Here is a 17658-nt window from a genome sequence, read left to right on the forward strand (position 1 = left end):
TTTGCTCTTTTCGCTATATATTCTTATACATACCGAACTTTCGCCGCATTTTCGCGACAGGATACGTTAAAATACAATCCAGATTTTGACGTAAGTCATCCGCGCGGGCTTAGCGATTAGAGCCACGCCACGCGAACGGGTATTAAGGAGAAGTATGAATCGCACACTGGCCGATCTTGATCGCGTTGTGGCACTGGGAGGCGGGCACGGTCTGGGGCGCGTCATGTCTGCGCTTTCCCCGCTTGGCTCGCGTCTCACCGGTATCGTCACCACCACCGACAACGGCGGATCAACCGGCCGTATTCGTCGCTCCGAAGGCGGCATCGCCTGGGGCGACATGCGTAACTGCCTTAATCAACTAATTGCGGAACCCAGTGTTGCCTCCGCGATGTTCGAGTATCGCTTTGCCGGTAACGGTGAACTGGCCGGACATAACCTCGGTAACCTGATGCTGCGGGCACTGGATCATCTTAGCGTCCGCCCGCTGGAAGCGATCAACATTATCCGTAACCTTCTGAAAGTGGATGCCTTTTTAATTCCGATGTCAGAGCAGCCGGTGGATCTGGTGGCGATGGATGCCGAGGGCAACATGGTTTACGGCGAAACCGCGATTGATGAGATGAAACAGCCGCCGCAGGAGCTGATGCTGCACCCCAACGTGCAGCCCACGCGGGAAGCACTGCAGGCGATTGGTGAAGCGGATCTGATTCTGATTGGGCCAGGCAGCTTTTATACCAGCCTGATGCCGATTCTGCTGATGGAAGAGATGGCACAGGCACTGCGTCGCACGCCCGCCACCATGGTCTTTATCGGCAATCTGGGCCGCGAACTCAGCCCCGCCGCCGCCAGTCTCTCGGTGGCTGACAAGCTTCACATGATGGAGCGTTACATCGGCAAGCGTGTCGTCGATGCACTGGTCGTCAGCCCGGCCGTGGATACACGGGGGATTGAAAACCGGCTCATTGTCCGTGAACCGCTGGAAGCCGCCGACATCAAATATCGTCACGACCGCCAGCTGTTAAGGGTAGCGCTGGAACACGCCATTCAGGGCTTTAACGGCGCTACGAGGCCGCAATAAACAGCGTACGTAGCTCATGCAGCTGATCGCGTACATTGGCCGCCTGTTCGAACTCCAGATTCTGCGCGTGCTGCTGCATCTGCCCTTCCAGTTCGTGGATCTTTTTCTGCAGAGCCTGCGGCGTTAAAAGCTGGAAATCGGCCAGCGCCTGGGCTTCGCCAGGACGTGCCGGTTTCGCTTTGCCACGGGTTTTCACCACGTTTTTACCCAGTTCCAGAATATCGGTGATCTTCTTATTCAGGCCCTGCGGCACAATGCCATTCTGTTCGTTGTGCAGCTGCTGCTTCTCGCGGCGGCGCTCGGTCTCTTCAATGGCGCGCGCCATCGACGGCGTGATTTTATCGCCATAGAGAATCGCCTTACCGTTGATGTTACGCGCCGCACGACCGATGGTCTGAATCAGCGATCGTTCGGAACGCAGGAAGCCCTCTTTATCCGCATCCAGAATCGCCACCAGCGATACTTCCGGCATATCCAGTCCCTCACGCAGTAAGTTAATGCCCACCAGCACATCAAACTCACCCAGACGTAAGTCGCGGATAATCTCCATACGCTCTACCGTATCGATGTCGGAGTGCAGATAACGCACCTTCTCGCCATGCTCAACCAGATACTCGGTGAGATCTTCCGCCATGCGTTTGGTCAGCACCGTCACCAGCACACGCTCATTGATCGCCACGCGCTGACGGATTTCCGACAGCAGATCGTCGACCTGGGTGCCGACCGGACGCACTTCAATGATCGGATCCAGCAGGCCGGTAGGTCGCACCACCTGATCGACCACTTCGTCGCCCGATTTTTCCAGCTCATATTTGCCCGGCGTTGCCGAGACATAGATGGTCTGTGGTGCCAGCGCCTCAAACTCTTCAAACTTCATCGGACGGTTATCCAGCGCCGACGGCAGGCGGAAACCATACTCCACCAGCGTCTCTTTGCGCGCACGGTCGCCTTTGTACATACCGCCAATCTGCGGAATGGTGACGTGTGACTCATCCACCACCAGCAGGCCATCGGCGGGCAGATAGTCAAACAGCGTCGGCGGCGCTTCGCCCGGTCCACGTGCGGAGAGGTAACGTGAGTAGTTCTCGATGCCGGAGCAGTAGCCCAGCTCACTCATCATCTCAAGATCAAACTGGGTACGCTGCGTAATACGCTGCTCTTCCAGCAGCTTATTGTTCTCCAGCAGCACCCGGCGACGGTCCGCCAGCTCCACTTTGATATCTTCCATCGCCTGCAGAATGCGCTCACGCGGCGTCACGTAGTGCGTCTTGGGGTAGATGGTAAAGCGCGGCACCACCGAATCGATCTGGCCGGTCAGCGGGTCAAAGAGTGAGAGACGTTCAACCTCCTGGTCAAACAACTCGACGCGCAGCGCAATATCGTCCGACTCTGCCGGGAAGATATCGATCACTTCACCACGCACGCGGAAGGTGCCGCGCTGGAACGCCTGGTCGTTACGGGTGTATTGCAGTTCTGAGAGGCGGCGCAGAATACTGCGCTGATCGATAATCATGCCACGTGTCAGATGCAGCATCATTTTCAGATAGAGATCGGGATCGCCCAGACCGTAGATTGCCGAAACCGACGCCACCACGATAACGTCGCGTCGCTCCAGCAGTGCTTTGGTGGCCGACAGACGCATCTGCTCGATATGTTCGTTCACCGACGCATCCTTTTCGATAAAGGTGTCGGAGCTCGGCACATAGGCTTCTGGCTGATAGTAGTCGTAGTAAGAGACGAAAAACTCGACGGCATTATCCGGGAAAAACTCTTTCATCTCGCCGTAGAGCTGAGCGGCCAGTGTCTTGTTCGGTGCCAGCACCATCGTCGGGCGGTTGAGATCGGCAATGACGTTGGCGACGGTAAAAGTTTTACCGGACCCGGTTACCCCTAATAAGGTTTGATGGGCCAGTCCATCCTCCAGCCCCTCTTCCAGGCGACGAATCGCCTCAGGCTGGTCGCCCGAAGGTTTAAAGGCGGAATTCAGTTTAAAAGCTTTGGTCATGAATGCAGTTCCTGCTGGAGAAGTCGGCGGGCAGGCACTTATTTTACTCTGCTATGGTGATTTTGCCAGAAAATAATACTGGATATAAAAACAGTATTAATGCACTCTTATAGCCTGCATTGTGAGACTTCCGCCACAGCCGATGTGATAGCGATAGCGAAAAATGCGTTGCGCAATGTTATCCCCAGACCGGGATCTGATTTAACATTTGTCAATAGAGCGTCACAAAATTACAGTTCGGTTACCTGGCAGATAATTCGCAGGCTTGTTTTTTAATAAACAATTGATTTTATTGAGTTAAGCCTATAAGGCCAGATTCTCGTCATTATGTTACCAGGCCGCGTATTTCCTCGCTTCCAACTGGTTTTCATTACCTAATGCACAAGGTTATCCACAGGAATGGTGGATAAGTGATGGCAGCCCCGCCGCCATCAGCTGTGTATAATTTTTCCCTGCCCCTCCCTCACCGTGAAAATAATTTTTTTTGCGTTAAATTTCGCGTCAGCTGCTCACGGATTATTCTGCATTTTAATCTGTCACCTGATGCAGCACGCAAATTCCAGCCATTCCACTAACATTCTTAATCAGACTTATTGCCTCTTAACAGCACGTCTGCACCAGAAACAGTGCCCTGAGGCACTGCAAAAGTGCAGCGGTGTGACCACCCTGAGGAATTGATAAGTTTTTCTCACCTTTTATTCCATAAACCCCGCATTCTGGCAGGCATCAGGACCGTTTTTAAATCTGGCCTGGGAATTGCAGGACTTACTGGCGTCACCGCGCTTTACGCGCACTGTGCTGCAATGGCGAGGCTGCTATTGTTGATGACTTGTTTGCCAGACGACAGAGAGCGGAAGCAATCAGGCTAATGATCGGGAAGGAGAGTGTCAGATGCTGAGTCTACGTTCGGTAAATCAATTTTATGGTCAGAACCATATTCTGTGGGATGTGGACCTGGATCTGTCGCCTGGTACCTGCACCGGCGTTCTGGGCCGCCCTGGCATGGGTAAAACCACGCTGGTGAACTGCATCATGGGCAGACTGCCCATTAACAGCGGCTCCATATCCTGGAAAGAGAATGGCTCTCCGCCGGAAGATCTGCTGCTGCAACCCGCTGAACAGCGGGCGCAGATGGGGATTGGCTATGTGCCGCAAGGCCGCCATATTTTTACCCAGATGAGCGTGGAAGATAACCTGCTGATTGCCCTGCTGGCAGGTGCCAGCCAGCGCGATCGCCATCGCGCCATTCCCGAAATGGTGTTCGATCTGTTCCCGGCACTCTATTCACTGCGCCAGCAGCGCAGCGGCGATCTGCCAATCGATCAGCAGCAACAGCTGGCCCTGGCGCGCGCACTGGTACTGCAACCCAAACTGCTGATCCTGGATGAACCGACTGATGGAATGTCGCCGTGGCTGGAAGAGGAGATGGGCAACCTGATCCGCCGCCTTAATCTTGACTACGGGCTGACCATCCTGCTGCTGGAGCAGCGACTGTCGCTGATCCGTCGCGTGGCGGATTATTTCCTGCTGCTGCACCGCGGCCGCAATGTGGCGCAGGGCAGCATGGAACAGCTCGATGATCACACTGTGGATAAGTGGCTGACGGTAGCCTGAGGCTCACGCCGGGAGTGTCAGGTAGTGACCACTGGACGCCTGCTGCGCCGCATCGGTGAGATACGGAATCGTGCCCAGGCAGGGCGCAGGCAGTCGGTTTTTCAGGCTGGTGAGATACTCCGGATAGCGTTTTCCAGGCGGTTCGACGGTGTTGGCGATCCACCCCACCAGCGGCAGGCCACGCGCCCGCACCGCCTCTGCGGTGAGCATCGCGTGGTTGATGCAGCCGAGCTTAATCCCCACCACCAGAATGACGGGCAGCTTTTCGCTGACCACCCAGTCCGCATAAGTGTGTGTCTCTGACAGCGGGGTGTACCAGCCGCCCGCGCCCTCAACCAGAATCCAGTCCGCCAGGGGTTCCAGCGCCGCCAGCCCCGCCGACAGCGCCAGATGCGTAATGGGCCGGCCCTCTTCAGCGCTGACGATGTGCGGCGAGGTCGGTTCCATAAACGCCAGCGGATTGACCTGCTGATAGGCTAACGGCACGCTGCTGAATCGCTGCAGCGCCAGCGCATCGCTGTTGCGAATCCCGTGTGGTGTCATCTCACATCCTGACGCAACCGGCTTATAGCCCGCACAGCGAAAGCCTGCTGCGGCTGCCGCCTGCAACAATGCGCCACTGGCGACAGTTTTACCGACCTCAGTGTCAGTGCCGGTAATAAAAAACCGTTTCATGAAAGGGTAACTCCATAAATTAAATGGTAACTCAGGCGATAGCCGTGCCGATCGCGCGGCCAGTGCGCCTCTAACTGGTTAAGCCGCTGGCGGGTGACTATCTGCCCGTCGCGGCCCTGATGCAGATGGGTCGCACCAATCCCCTTCAGGGATCGCATGGCGCTGAGCGCATCAGGAAAATGCAGGGTCACCACCTCTGAGCTGCAACACAGTTGCTCTGCCTGACAGGCCGCCGCAATTTGCGGCTCGCTGAGAAAGCGATTGGCATGCGGTAATGCATCCAGATGGGACCAGGCCTCATGAACCTCCTGTAGCGAACCGTCGCCCAGCGTGGAAAACAGCAGCGTGCCATCGGGCCGCAGCACCCGCCGGAACTGGCGCAGCGCGCCGGGCAGATCCTCACTCCACTGCACCGCCAGGTTGCTCCATACCAGGTCGATGCTGTTATCTGCCAGCGGCAACGCGTCAATGTCGCCCGCCAGATAGTGCTGCGCCGCGTCGTTATCCCGCGCCTGTTGCAACATCTGCGGCGAGAGATCCAGTGCCGTCACCTGTTTGCCACGTTCGCGCCACAGCCTGCTATACCAGCCGGTGCCACACCCGGCATCCAGCAGTTGCAACCCGCTGTGAACCGGTGCGCGAGCCAGCAGCGCATCGCCGCTGAGACGTTGCAGCGCCGCATGGGTGTCGTAATGGCTGGCCGCCCGGCCAAAGGCGCGCGCAACCGCCTGCTTATCAACCCGCAGCGTCATGCAGCGCCTCCAGCAACCTGTCAATGTCCTCAGCGCGATGTGCCGCCGTCAGGGTAATGCGTAGCCGTGCCGTTCCCGGCGGCACGGTCGGTGGCCGGATCGCGCTGACCCAGCAGCCCGCCTCTGCCAGCTGGGTTGAGAGCGCCATCGCATCGCTATTTTCGCCCACCCGCAGCGGCTGGATCGCGCTGGTGGAGTTCATCAGTTGCCAGGGCAGCGACGCCGCGCCCCGCCGGAAATGCTGGATGTTCTGCTGCAGTTGCTGGCGCAGTGCATCGCCCTGCTGAATCACCTGCAGCGCCGCCTGCAGCGCGACAGCCTGCGCGGCGGGCATCGCGGTGGAGTAGATCAGATGCCGGCTGAACTGCAGGAAATAGTCGGCGGTGTCCGCATCGCACAGCAGCGCGGCACCGCTGACGCCAAACGCTTTCCCAAAGGTGACCACCAGCAGTTCCGGTTTAACGCCCTGCAGCCAGCAGCTGCCGCGCCCCTGCTCACCCACCACGCCGATGCCGTGCGCATCATCCACCAGCAGCCAGCCCTGCGCCTGCTGTGTCTGTTGTGCCAGTGCGGCCAGCGGCGCACTGTCGCCATCCATGCTGAAAATGCCCTCGGTCACCACCAGTGTCTCCCCCTCGCAGGGTGAGTCGAGTCTCGCCGCCAGGCTCTCCGGATCGTTGTGACTGAAACGGCGCAGCTGCGCCGGGCTGTGGCTGGCGGCGTCGAGCAGCGAGGCATGGCTGAGTTTGTCGGCCAGGATGCGATCGTTTTTCTCGCCCAGCAGATGAATCACCGCCTGATTAGCTGCAAAGCCGGAGATAAAGAGCAGCGCACGGTCATAGCCGAGCCAGTTGGCCAGCTGCGCTTCAAGATCGGCGTGCTGACGGTGATAACCGGTGACATGCCCTGAAGCGCCCGCCCCCGCGCCCGCCAGCGCCGCGCCCTGCTGCCAGCCCGCAATCACCGCAGGATGGCGGGTTAAGCCGAGATAATCATTGCTGGAGAAGTGGAGATAGCGGCGGCCGCCGCTCTGCAGCGTGCGGGTGGATTGCTGATCGATGATCCGACGCTGCCGCCAGCCATCGACCGCACGACGCTGCGCCAGCCCCTGCTGAAGTCGTTGCTGCCAGCTCATTACAGCGCCGCGTTGTAGAACTGTTCAGTGTCGGCATGGAACAGCTGCTCGCTGAGTTGTTCTTCCTGCTGCTGATCGCCGTGTTGGGTGTGGGTATGCTCCGGGTTCAGCCCCAGTTTGCGGAACAGCACGCGATCGTTATCCTCTTCCGGATTCGGCGTGGTCAGCAGTTTGCAGCCGTAGAAAATCGAGTTCGCCCCGGCCATAAAGCACATTGCCTGGGTCTGCTCACTCATCTGTTCGCGGCCCGCAGAGAGACGTACATGCGAGGTCGGCATCATGATGCGCGCCACCGCGATGGTACGGATAAAATCGAACGGTTCGACATCATCGTTATCCGCCAGCGGCGTCCCTTTAACCTTCACCAGCATGTTGATCGGCACACTCTCCGGCGGCGTCGGCAGGTTCGCTAACTGCACCAGCAACCCGGCGCGGTCGTTCACGGTTTCGCCCAGACCAACGATGCCTCCCGAACAGACTTTGATCCCGGCGTCACGCACTTTGCCCAACGTATCCAGACGTTCCTGATAGCTGCGGGTAGTAATAATGGAGCCGTAGAATTCCGGTGAGGTGTCGAGATTATGGTTGTAGTAATCGAGGCCCGCGCCCGCCAGTCGCTGTGCCTGCTGATCGCTGAGGGTGCCGAGCGTCATGCAGGTTTCCATCCCCATCGCCTTCACGCCTTCGACCATCTTTTCCAGGTATGGCATATCGCGCTCGTGCGGATTTTTCCACGCGGCCCCCATGCAGAAACGGGTTGAACCGGCGGCTTTGGCCTGACGCGCTGAGGTCAGCACCTCCTCCACTTCCATCAGACGTTCCGACTCCAAACCGGTCTTGTAGCGCGCGCTCTGCGGGCAATATTTGCAATCTTCCGGACAGGCGCCGGTTTTAATCGACAACAGGGTACTGACCTGCACCTGGCGCGGGTCGAAGTGCTGACGATGCACCTGCTGCGCCTGAAACATCAGTTCGAGAAAAGGGTGATCAAACAGTGCTTGCGCCTGTGCAATTGTCCAGCGTTGAGCCATTACTTACTCCAGAAAAGGGTGTCATCCCGACAGAAAGCAGGGGTATACTTGTAAACTATATTTTTTTATTTTGGTTTACAACTCCGATGACTACCCCTGTTTTTTCCTCAGATGATGCCCGTTTTGACCGCCAGCATATCTGGCATCCCTACACCTCCATGCAGGACCCGCTGCCCTGTTACCCGGTGGTGGCCGCGCAGGGTTTTCAGCTGCAGATGGCCGATGGCCGTGAGCTGGTGGATGGGATGTCATCGTGGTGGGCGGCGATCCACGGCTATAACCATCCGCGCCTGAACCGGGCGCTGACGGAACAGGTGACGCAGATGTCGCACGTCATGTTTGGCGGGATTACCCATCCCGCGGCGGTGGCGCTCTGCCGTCAGTTAGTGGCAATGACACCCGACGCGCTGGAGTGCGTTTTCCTGGCCGATTCCGGCTCGGTGGCGGTGGAAGTATCGATGAAGATGGCGCTGCAGTACTGGCTGGGACGGGGTGAAACGCGCCAGCAGTTCCTGACGCTGAAGCGCGGCTATCACGGCGACACCTTTGCGGCGATGTCGGTGTGCGATCCTGAAAACTCGATGCACAGCCTGTGGCGCGGCTATCTTCCGGAGCACCACTTTGCGGCAGCCCCGGCCTGCGGCTTTGAAGATGAATGGGACGAGCGTGATTTCGATGATTTCGCCCGGCGGATCGAAAAACATCACCGGCAACTGGCGGCGGTAATTCTGGAGCCAATTGTGCAGGGTGCGGGCGGGATGCGTTTCTATCATCCGCGCTATCTGCAGCAGGTGCGGGAAGCCTGCGACCGTTATGGCGTGCTGCTGATTGTGGATGAGATCGCCACCGGCTTTGGCCGCACCGGCAGACTCTTTGCCTGTGAACACGCGGGGATTACCCCGGATATACTTTGCGTCGGCAAAGCGCTGACTGGCGGCATGATGACACTGGCGGCGACTCTGACCACCCGCGACGTTGCCGACACCATCAGCCGCAGCGCGGCGGGCTGTTTTATGCATGGCCCGACTTTTATGGGCAATCCGCTGGCCTGCGCGGTCGCGGCAGAAAGCCTGACCATGCTGACGGAAGGTCACTGGCAGCAGCAGGTGGCCGCAATTGAACAGCAACTGCGGGCTGAGTTGCTGCCGCTGCGCAGTTCACCGCAGGTGGCCGATGTGCGCGTGCTGGGCGCGATTGGCGTGGTGGAAACCCATCAGGCGGTCAACATGGCGGCACTGCAGCACTTCTTTGTTGAACAGGGCGTCTGGATCCGGCCATTTGGTCGTCTGATCTACCTGATGCCACCCTATATCATCACGCCACAGGCGCTGAGTCAGCTGGTGCAGGCGATAGGCGGAGCGCTGGAACATTCACAACATTTTGTCGCCTGAAGCGGGCTGACTGCTGGCACTGATGGCGCTTTTGGTTATGATGAAAGGCTATTCATCGACAAGTGAGGAGATGTGATGCGCGTTTTTAGTCAGGATTTTAATGACGGCGACAGGATGCCTGAAAAGCATGTTTTCAACGGCATGGGTTATCAGGGCGAGAATATCTCTCCCCATCTTGCCTGGGAAGCGGCGCCGGAAGGCACCAAAAGTTTCGTGGTGACCTGCTACGATCCTGATGCGCCGACCGGTTCAGGCTGGTGGCACTGGGTGGTAGCGAATCTTCCGGCCAGCACCACGTCACTGCCGCAGGGTGCCGGTTCCGGCAAAGCCTCACTGCCAGCTGGCGCAATTCAGACCCGTACCGATTTCGGTCAGGCGGGCTACGGTGGCGCGGCTCCGCCGCAGGGCGAAACCCATCGCTACATTTTCACCGTGCATGCACTGGATGTGGAGACGATTGAGGTGGATGAAGGCGCCAGTGGCGCAATGGTCGGCTTTAATGTGCATTTCCACGCACTGGCGAGCGCCTCGCTGACCGTGAATTATCAGTAATTCAGTACGCCTCTCCCGTCCGGGAGAGGCATTTTTCGTGGTGCGTTACGCCTGAAGCGGGTGAATCACGACCCACATCGGGCCTTGCCCTACTGCATAACGTCCTGACGGCTGTAACAGCCCTTTCGGTTCGGTAATCGAATAGACTTCGATGTGATGCGATTTCTGTCCCGCCGCCACCAGATAGCGTCCGCTGTGATCGATATTGAACCCGCGCGGCTGCGTTTCGGTCGGCTGGAACCCTTCCAGAGTCAGCTCATCGCCCAGTTCGCTGACGCTGAACACCGCCAGAGTGCTGCTGGTGCGATCGCAGGCGTAAAGGAATCGGCCATCCGGCGTCAGGTGAATATCAGCTGCCCAGCGCGTACCGGTGAAGTCAGGTGGCATCATATCCAGCGTCTGCACACTTTCTGCTTCGCCTTCGCCCGTATTTAATGCCCAGACCTCAACCGTGCTGTCGAGCTCGTTCACACAGTAAGCAAACTGGCCGCCCGGATGGAACTGCATATGGCGTGGGCCTGCACCTTCTACTGTCGTGACCTGCGCCTGTTTACGCGGCGTCAGCTGACCGTCGGCACCCAGCGCGAACAGACAGATACGATCCTGCTTCAGTGCTGGCACATAGAGGGTCCTGTTGTCCGTATCGATATTGGCCGAATGGCAGCCATCCAGCCCCTTGATGACCTGCAGCGGGGCCTGCGGAATGCCATCATCGCCAATCGGGCTAACGCTCACGCAGGCATCATTGTAGGAGCCGCAGAACAGAAACCGGCCCTCGCGATCGGTGGAAATGTGGGTCGGGCTGCCAGGCAACGGTGCCTGACCGGCTTCGGTCAGCGTGCCATCAGCGGCAATCTTAAAGGCCAGCACGCGAAAATTGGGACGCACGCCGACATAGAGAAAATCGCGTTTCGGACTCACCACCATCGGCTGAACCTGGCCGGCGACATCCGTCACCTGAAGCAACGTCAGCGCACCCTCATCATTCATCTGCCAGACGTGAATCTGTTGGCTCTCGGGACTGGCGGTGTAGACAACCTGTTTCATGCATTCTCCTTTTTTGCTGCCTTGTCATGATCTTTGAATCACTGTAGCGCGTTTTAGTGCCCTACGCTGGAATCATTTGTGCCCTGTTTTTTGTCTCCGGACCTTAGTCAGGTGTAGACTTCAGGCCCTGTAGAACCGGAAAAACGTGAGGATTAATGAGCTACCGTGTAATTGCCCTCGACCTCGACGGCACACTGCTGACCCCAGCCAAAACGATTCTGCCGCAGTCAATCGACGTGTTAAACCAGGCCCGCCAGGCGGGCGTTCATGTTGCTATCGTGACCGGACGGCATCACTGCGCTATCCACCCTTTTTATCAGGCGTTACAACTGGATACCCCCGCAATCTGCTGTAATGGCACCTACCTGTATGATTACCCGGCGAAAAAGGTGCTGGCGTCTGATCCGCTGGATCCCCAACTGGCGTTACAGGTGATTGAAAGGCTGGAGCAGCAGCAGATTCATGGGTTGCTCTACGTGGATGATGCGATGCTCTATCAGACGCCGACGGGTCACGTAATGCGCACCCTGAAGTGGGCCGAATCGCTGCCTGCTCATCAGCGTCCGGTGTTCCGCCAGGTGCCCGATTTAGCTCAGGCTGCGCGTGACGCCGGTTCGATCTGGAAGTTTGCCCTGTCGCACGATAATCACGAAGAGCTGCAGCAGTTTGCTACTCGTGCCGAAGCGGAGCTGGGTCTGGCCTGCGAATGGTCATGGCACGATCAGGTGGATATCGCCAAAGGTGGCAACAGCAAAGGCAAGCGGCTGGCGCAGTGGGTTGAATCACTGGGACTGAATATGTCCGATGTGATTGCTTTCGGGGATAACTACAACGATCTCAGCATGCTGGAAACGGCCGGACTGGGTGTGGCGATGGGCAATGCTGACGACGCGATCAAAGCGCGGGCGAAAAGGGTAATCGGCACCAATCTTGAAACGGGTATTGCCGATACCCTCCGTCAGTACGTGTTGTAATCAGGGCGTTACTGAGACGCTTTTGATCTGGGCATAGAGCCACTGATCTGGCCGGATGCCCAGCTCATCACGCGCCCATGGCGTGATGCGCGCCCAGAGCTCGCTGATACCGATGCGCAGCTTCACCTCCACCTGATCGCCGACCTCCAGCAGTTCTACCACCTGCGCCGGTAAAATGTTGCGGATAGAGCTGTGCTGCGGGGGTTGCAGCGCCAGCGAGACATCAGAAGAGGCGATGCGAATACGCAGCGCAGTTTTAATAGGCTGATTCACCCGGCTGACCCAGATGTGCTGGTCGCCCAGCGAGAGCGCGGTCATCGGATAATCGGGATGCTGCTCCAGCACCAGTACCCGCAGCACACTGGTCAGTTCGCTCACCGGCAGCCAGGGACGCATCGCGTTGCTGCTCCAGACCCGCTCCAGCGGACCAAAGGCCTTGACCTTGCCCTCATCCAGCACCAGCACGTTATCCGCCAGATGCAGGATCTCATCGAGACTGTGCGAAACGTAGAGCATCGGAATGTCGACCTGCTTCGTCAGCTTTTGCAGATAGGGCATCAGTTCACGTTTGCGTGGCAGATCCAGCGACGCCAGCGGCTCGTCCAGCAGAAGCATATCCGGTGCGGTCAGCAGCGCACGGCCAATCGCGACCCGCTGCTTTTCTCCACCCGACAGCGATAGCGGAAAGCGCGGCAGCAGCGCCTCCAGACCCAGCAGCGACACCAGGCTGTCGAACTGCGCTTTCATCGACGGAGCCATGCCATATTGAAGATTGCCACGGACCCGATAGTGCGGGAACAGTCGCGCATCCTGAAACACATAACCGATGCGCCGTTTTTCGGGCGGCAGCGCAATCTTCTGCTCCGCATCAAACAGCAGACGATCGTTAAGCTGGATCCGTCCCCGCTGCGGCTGGGTCAGCCCGCTGATCGCGTTAATCAGGGAAGTCTTACCGGCGCCGGAAACACCAAAAATGGCGGTGATCCCTTTGGCCGGGATCTGCAGGTCGATCGCAAGCTGGTGATCCCCCTGCTGCTGCATAAAGTTGAGTGATAGCATCAGCTTCCCATACGCTTACGGCCTGCGCGAGCCAGCCATTCCGACGCCAGCAGTGACGCCAGCGCCAGCACGATAGCGATAACGCAAAGGCGCGCCGCCGCGCCTTCCGCGCCGGGGGTTTCGATCAGGGTAAACATCGCCAGCGGAAGCGTACGCGTCTCGCCGGGAATATTAGAAACGAAGGTGATGGTGGCACCGAATTCGCCCAACGAACGGGCAAACGCCAAAACCGTGCCGACGATCACGCCCGGCAGCGTCAGCGGCAGCGTGATGGTGAAAAAGACCCGCCAGCGTCCGGCACCCAGCGTGCGCGCTGCCTGCTCCAGCCGGCTATCCACCGCCTCCAGCGCCAGCCGGATGGCGCGCACCATCAACGGAAAGGCGATCACGGCAGACGCCAGTGCCGCGCCGCGCCAGCTGAAAGCAAAGCTAAAACCAAACCAGTCAAAAAGCTTTTCGCCAATGATGCCGCGCCGGCCCAGGCTAATCAGCAGCAGATAACCCACCACCACCGGCGGCAGCACCAGCGGCAGGTGAATCAGGCTGTCGAGCAGCGCTTTGCCGGGAAAACGGCAGCGCACCAGAATCCAGGCCATCAGGATGCCAAATGGCAGACTGCCCAGCACGGCTATGCCAGAGACTTTAAGGCTAAGCAGTACCGCCTGCCATTCAGGATCGCTGAGTATCATTTCGTCGGTGTGAATCCGTAGTTTTTGAAGATAGCCGCGGCCTGCGGTCCTTTCAGATAATCATAAAACGCTTTAACAGCAGCATTGTCGTGATCGTTCACGATCGCCATGGGATATTCCACCGGTTTATGGCTGTTTGCCGGAAAACGGCCCACTACCTGTACTTTGTCACTGGCGACGGCGTCCGACCCATAGACAATGCCATAAGGCGTTTCGTTACGCTCGACCAGCGCCAGCGCCGCCCGTACATTATTGGCTGGCGCCAGCGACGGTTCAACACCTTCCCAGGCACCCAGCTTTTGCAGCGCCTCTTTGGCGTAGATACCGGCCGGAACATGGTCCGGATCGCCGACCGCCAGACGTTCACCGTGCAGCAGGGTTTTCCAGTCGGTCTGCGCGTCCAGCGTCACCGCTTTGGCTGCAGCACTGCGTGGCGCAATCAATACCAGGTCGTTGCCCAGCAGAGTGTAGCGAGTGCGTGTGATCACGCTTTTTTTCGCCACAGCATCATCCATCCATTGCTGATCGGCAGAGATAAACAGGTCGGCAGGGGCACCCTGCTCAAGCTGGCGCGCCAGCGTTGACGAGGAGGCGAATGAAGAGACCACCGTCACCCCCTTCTCTTTTTTATAGTGGCTGGCAATCTCCTGCATCGCGTTGGTCAGTGAAGCCGCGGCAAACACAGTTATATTGTCGGCGGCCACAGCCTGCCCGGCCAGCGAAACGGTGATCAGCCCCGCTACGCCCCAGCGAGTGTAATTCAATGACATGATGTTCTCCGGCTATGCGTTGTGTAGCGAATAATATAACGCAATGTCAGTGAGGTTCAGTAAATTATCGGCAGGAGGGACAAAAGGTTAAATTCGGGGAGGGTAAAACGACCACGCCCGCACGGATGGCAGGCGTGGCAGCTATTAATTGTGCGAACGAGCTGAGGATTTTTCGCGATGACCAATTTTAGAAATGACGTTAAACACTTCACCCAGGCCATAAATCATACCCAGCATCAGCGCCATCACGACAGGCACCATCAGGACGGCGAAGGCGAGGCTTTTCAGTAATTCCAGCATGGAGAGTCTCACTCTGCTAACAAAAAAGTGATTGTAACGGGTCAGGAAAATTTTGCGCAGCCCTTTTCGTGCTTTTACTTTGGTCACATAACGCCGCTATCATCGGCCTTCGCCTTAACCCTTTGCCGGAGCTGTCATGGAAGCCGAACTGTCCCTTCACATCCGTTTACAACAGAAACTGTTTGCCGATCCCCGCCGTATTGAACTGCTGAAACGCGTGCAGCAGACCGGGTCGATCAGTCAGGGGGCGAAACTGGCCGGCATCAGCTACAAAAGTGCCTGGGATGCGATTAATGAGATGAACCAGATGGCGGATGAAACGCTGGTGGCACGGGCCACGGGCGGTAAAGGCGGCGGTGGCGCAACGCTGACCCGGTACGGTGAGCGTCTGATACAGCTGTTTCAGCTGATGGAGCAGATCCAGCAAAAAGCCTTTGATGCCCTGCAGCAGGATACGCTGCCGCTCGACAGTCTGCTGGCGGCCATCGCCCGCTTCTCTCTGCAGACCAGCGCCCGCAATCAACTGTTTGGCACCGTGGTCAGTAACGATGCGCAGCAGGTGGTGCAGCATCTGATGATACAGCTGGCTGATGGCGTCACGCAGCTCAATGTGGCGCTAACGCAGCGCAGCGCCGATCGTCTGCAGCTGGCGGCGGGTAAAGAGGTACTGGTGCTGATCAAAGCGCCGTGGATCCGCATCAGTCGTGACGCCGCTGAGGAAGACAACCAGCTGGCGGTCACGGTCAGTGCCATCGAACCCGGCGAGCAGATGAGCGAAGTGCTGATGCAGCTCGCCAGTGGCGAAACGCTGTGCGCCACTCTGAGCAACGATCAGCTGCAGCAGCTGAAGCTGCAGCCGGGCGACGACGTCATCGCCAGTTTTAAGGCGGAAAATGCCATCGTCGCTACCCTGCTCTAGCGGTTGATTTGACTTCATTACGGGCAATGGTTACAACTCAGTGACACGATGCACAAAATGGAACAGATCATGGCTTCATTGCAGATTTTGCAAGGCATGTTTCGTCTTAGCGATACCCGGATACTGAACCTGAATCAGGTGGAACTGCAGCGCGGCGCAAGCTGGGCTTTTGTTGGTGCCAACGGCAGTGGTAAATCCTCACTGGCGCGCGCGCTCTCCGGTGAACTTCCGCCGCTGGCGGGTTCCGTCAGCAGCGATTTCAGACGGCCGGTCCGGCTGTCGCTGGAGCAGTTACAGACATTGGTGGCGCAGGAATGGCAGCGCAACAACACCGATATGCTCAGCGAAGGCGAAGAAGATACCGGGCTGACGGTGGCAGAGGTGATTCAGGCGGAGGTGGAGCAGCCCGATCGCTGCAAACAGCTTGCCCGGCAGTTTGGCATCGAACCGCTGTTGTCTCGCCGCTTCAAATATCTTTCCACCGGCGAAACCCGCAAAACCCTGCTCTGTCAGGCGCTGATGAACGAGCCCGATCTGCTGATTCTGGATGAGCCGTTTGACGGACTGGATGTGGCGTCACGCGCCAGCCTGACCGACACGCTGCGCAGCCTGCAGCATCCAGCGTTTACTCTGGTGCTGGTGCTCAATCGCTTTGACGACATTCCCGATTTCATTCAGCAGGTTGGCGTGCTGGCAGAGTGCACACTCACCCACAGCGGGCTACGCCAGGCTATTTTAACAGAAGCGCTGGTAGCGCAGCTGGCACACAGTGAACAGCTGACAGGGATGGCGTTACCGGAGGCAGATGCGCCAGATCAGTTGCCCTCACTGGCGGATGATGCCCCGCGCGTTATTCTGCGCAACGGCAGCGTCTCGTACAACGACCAGCCGGTGATTCAGGGACTGAACTGGCAGGTCAACGCCGGTGAGCACTGGCAGATTATCGGACCAAACGGCGCCGGGAAATCGACCCTGTTAAGCCTCGTGACCGGCGATCATCCGCAGGGCTATAGCAATGATTTAACCCTGTTTGGCCGCCGTCGCGGCAGTGGCGAAACCATCTGGGATATTAAACAGCATATTGGCTATGTCAGCAGCAGCCTGCATCTCGATTACCGCGTCAGCACCAATGTGCGGACGGTGATTCTGTCGGGCTTCTTTGACTCCATCGGGCTGTATCAGGCGGCGTCTGATCGGCAGAAAGGGCTGGCGCAGCAGTGGCTGACGCTGCTGGGGATGGATAACCGGCTGGGCGATGCGCCTTTTCACTCGCTCTCATGGGGACAACAGCGGCTGGTGCTGATTGCCCGCGCGCTGGTTAAGCATCCGACGCTGCTGATTCTGGATGAGCCCCTGCAGGGACTGGACCCGATTAACCGCCAGCTGGTGCGGCGCTTTGTGGATGTGCTGATTGGCGAGGGACGGACTCAGTTGCTCTTTGTTTCACATCATGCTGAAGATGCGCCCGCCTGTATTACCCATCGCCTGAGTTTTGTTGCCGATAATGGCGGCTACGTTTTTCAGCAGGAAACGCTGCGCTAAAGCCTTTACGTCACGTCCTTCAACGCCGCTAGCGCGGCGTTTTAAAGCACTTTGGTGTAAGCGCTACCATTCCTCACCGCCTTTGACTCCGCATTACCGCACACAATGCCATGAAATAAGAATAT

Annotated in this window: 17 protein-coding genes; 7 read left to right on the forward strand and 10 right to left on the reverse strand. The window is 58.1% G+C overall.

Annotated elements, in window-relative coordinates; all coding sequences use genetic code 11:
- Positions 1-154 precede the first annotated feature (154 nt).
- The gene (locus tag ACR8BF_RS13350; protein WP_179896423.1) at positions 155-1078 is read left to right on the forward strand and encodes a gluconeogenesis factor YvcK family protein; all 924 of its coding nucleotides are present in this window, start codon (positions 155-157) and stop codon (positions 1076-1078) included.
- Here ACR8BF_RS13350 and uvrB read toward each other — a convergent pair.
- Positions 1062-3083 (reverse strand): excinuclease ABC subunit UvrB, encoded by a 2022-nt coding sequence (gene uvrB / locus ACR8BF_RS13355; RefSeq protein ID WP_179896425.1) that lies wholly within the window; start codon positions 3081-3083, stop codon positions 1062-1064. The genes ACR8BF_RS13350 and uvrB overlap by 17 nt on opposite strands.
- Positions 3084-3974: 891 nt before the next feature.
- Between uvrB and ACR8BF_RS13360 the strand changes: the two genes are divergently transcribed.
- Entirely contained in the window at positions 3975-4697 is a 723-nt protein-coding gene (locus tag ACR8BF_RS13360) for an ABC transporter ATP-binding protein (protein ID WP_292990239.1), read from the forward strand.
- 3 nt (positions 4698-4700) lie between these two features.
- Here the strand turns inward: ACR8BF_RS13360 and bioD are convergent, their stop codons facing one another.
- From bioD to bioB, 4 genes are read right to left on the reverse strand one after another with little or no spacing between them, the layout of a single operon-like run.
- Entirely contained in the window at positions 4701-5372 is a 672-nt protein-coding gene (gene bioD, locus ACR8BF_RS13365) for a dethiobiotin synthase (protein WP_434745105.1), read from the reverse strand.
- Entirely contained in the window at positions 5369-6124 is a 756-nt protein-coding gene (gene bioC, locus ACR8BF_RS13370) for a malonyl-ACP O-methyltransferase BioC (protein ID WP_179896430.1), read from the reverse strand. The genes bioD and bioC overlap by 4 nt, the downstream gene beginning before the upstream one ends.
- On the reverse strand, positions 6108-7259 hold the full coding sequence (gene bioF / locus ACR8BF_RS13375; RefSeq protein ID WP_434745106.1) for an 8-amino-7-oxononanoate synthase: 1152 nt from the start codon (positions 7257-7259) through the stop codon (positions 6108-6110). Before bioF ends, bioC begins: the two co-directional genes overlap by 17 nt.
- Positions 7259-8290 (reverse strand): biotin synthase BioB, encoded by a 1032-nt coding sequence (gene bioB, locus ACR8BF_RS13380; protein WP_179896433.1) that lies wholly within the window; start codon positions 8288-8290, stop codon positions 7259-7261. Before bioB ends, bioF begins: the two co-directional genes overlap by 1 nt.
- A gap of 86 nt (positions 8291-8376) precedes the next feature.
- Between bioB and bioA the strand changes: the two genes are divergently transcribed.
- On the forward strand, positions 8377-9681 hold the full coding sequence (gene bioA, locus ACR8BF_RS13385; RefSeq protein WP_434745107.1) for an adenosylmethionine--8-amino-7-oxononanoate transaminase: 1305 nt from the start codon (positions 8377-8379) through the stop codon (positions 9679-9681).
- A 75-nt stretch (positions 9682-9756) separates the two neighbouring features.
- Positions 9757-10233, forward strand: coding sequence for a kinase inhibitor (locus ACR8BF_RS13390; protein WP_179896437.1), 477 nt, complete (start codon positions 9757-9759; stop codon positions 10231-10233).
- Positions 10234-10278: 45 nt separating this feature from the next.
- On the opposite strand, the gene pgl is transcribed toward ACR8BF_RS13390, so the two are convergent.
- Complete coding sequence (gene pgl, locus ACR8BF_RS13395; protein ID WP_179896439.1) at positions 10279-11280, reverse strand: 6-phosphogluconolactonase; 1002 nt, start codon at positions 11278-11280, stop codon at positions 10279-10281.
- A 155-nt stretch (positions 11281-11435) separates the two neighbouring features.
- Here pgl and ACR8BF_RS13400 point away from each other — a divergent pair, with 155 nt between their 5' ends.
- Positions 11436-12254: a pyridoxal phosphatase gene (locus tag ACR8BF_RS13400; protein ID WP_179896441.1), complete on the forward strand. Its 819-nt coding sequence runs from the start codon at positions 11436-11438 to the stop codon at positions 12252-12254.
- On the opposite strand, the gene modC is transcribed toward ACR8BF_RS13400, so the two are convergent.
- The 4 genes from modC to ACR8BF_RS13420 all read right to left on the reverse strand — a co-directional run bounded on the left by modC (position 12255) and on the right by ACR8BF_RS13420 (position 15072).
- Entirely contained in the window at positions 12255-13313 is a 1059-nt protein-coding gene (gene modC, locus ACR8BF_RS13405; RefSeq protein ID WP_179896443.1) for a molybdenum ABC transporter ATP-binding protein ModC, read from the reverse strand.
- Entirely contained in the window at positions 13313-14002 is a 690-nt protein-coding gene (gene modB, locus ACR8BF_RS13410) for a molybdate ABC transporter permease subunit (RefSeq protein ID WP_179896444.1), read from the reverse strand. The genes modC and modB overlap by 1 nt, the downstream gene beginning before the upstream one ends.
- Positions 13999-14772: a molybdate ABC transporter substrate-binding protein gene (gene modA / locus ACR8BF_RS13415; protein ID WP_179896446.1), complete on the reverse strand. Its 774-nt coding sequence runs from the start codon at positions 14770-14772 to the stop codon at positions 13999-14001. Before modA ends, modB begins: the two co-directional genes overlap by 4 nt.
- A gap of 144 nt (positions 14773-14916) precedes the next feature.
- Complete coding sequence (locus ACR8BF_RS13420; protein ID WP_008925042.1) at positions 14917-15072, reverse strand: AcrZ family multidrug efflux pump-associated protein; 156 nt, start codon at positions 15070-15072, stop codon at positions 14917-14919.
- A gap of 136 nt (positions 15073-15208) precedes the next feature.
- Here ACR8BF_RS13420 and modE point away from each other — a divergent pair, with 136 nt between their 5' ends.
- Together modE and modF are read left to right on the forward strand one after the other, a co-directional pair.
- Positions 15209-15991: a molybdenum-dependent transcriptional regulator gene (gene modE / locus ACR8BF_RS13425; RefSeq protein WP_313699491.1), complete on the forward strand. Its 783-nt coding sequence runs from the start codon at positions 15209-15211 to the stop codon at positions 15989-15991.
- Between the two features lie 69 nt (positions 15992-16060).
- Positions 16061-17533, forward strand: coding sequence for a molybdate ABC transporter ATP-binding protein ModF (gene modF / locus ACR8BF_RS13430; RefSeq protein WP_179896450.1), 1473 nt, complete (start codon positions 16061-16063; stop codon positions 17531-17533).
- Positions 17534-17658 lie beyond the last annotated feature (125 nt).

The sequence above is a fragment of the Candidatus Pantoea rara genome (assembly GCF_051136265.1).
In the GTDB taxonomy this organism is placed as follows: Bacteria; Pseudomonadota; Gammaproteobacteria; order Enterobacterales; family Enterobacteriaceae; genus Pantoea; species Pantoea rara.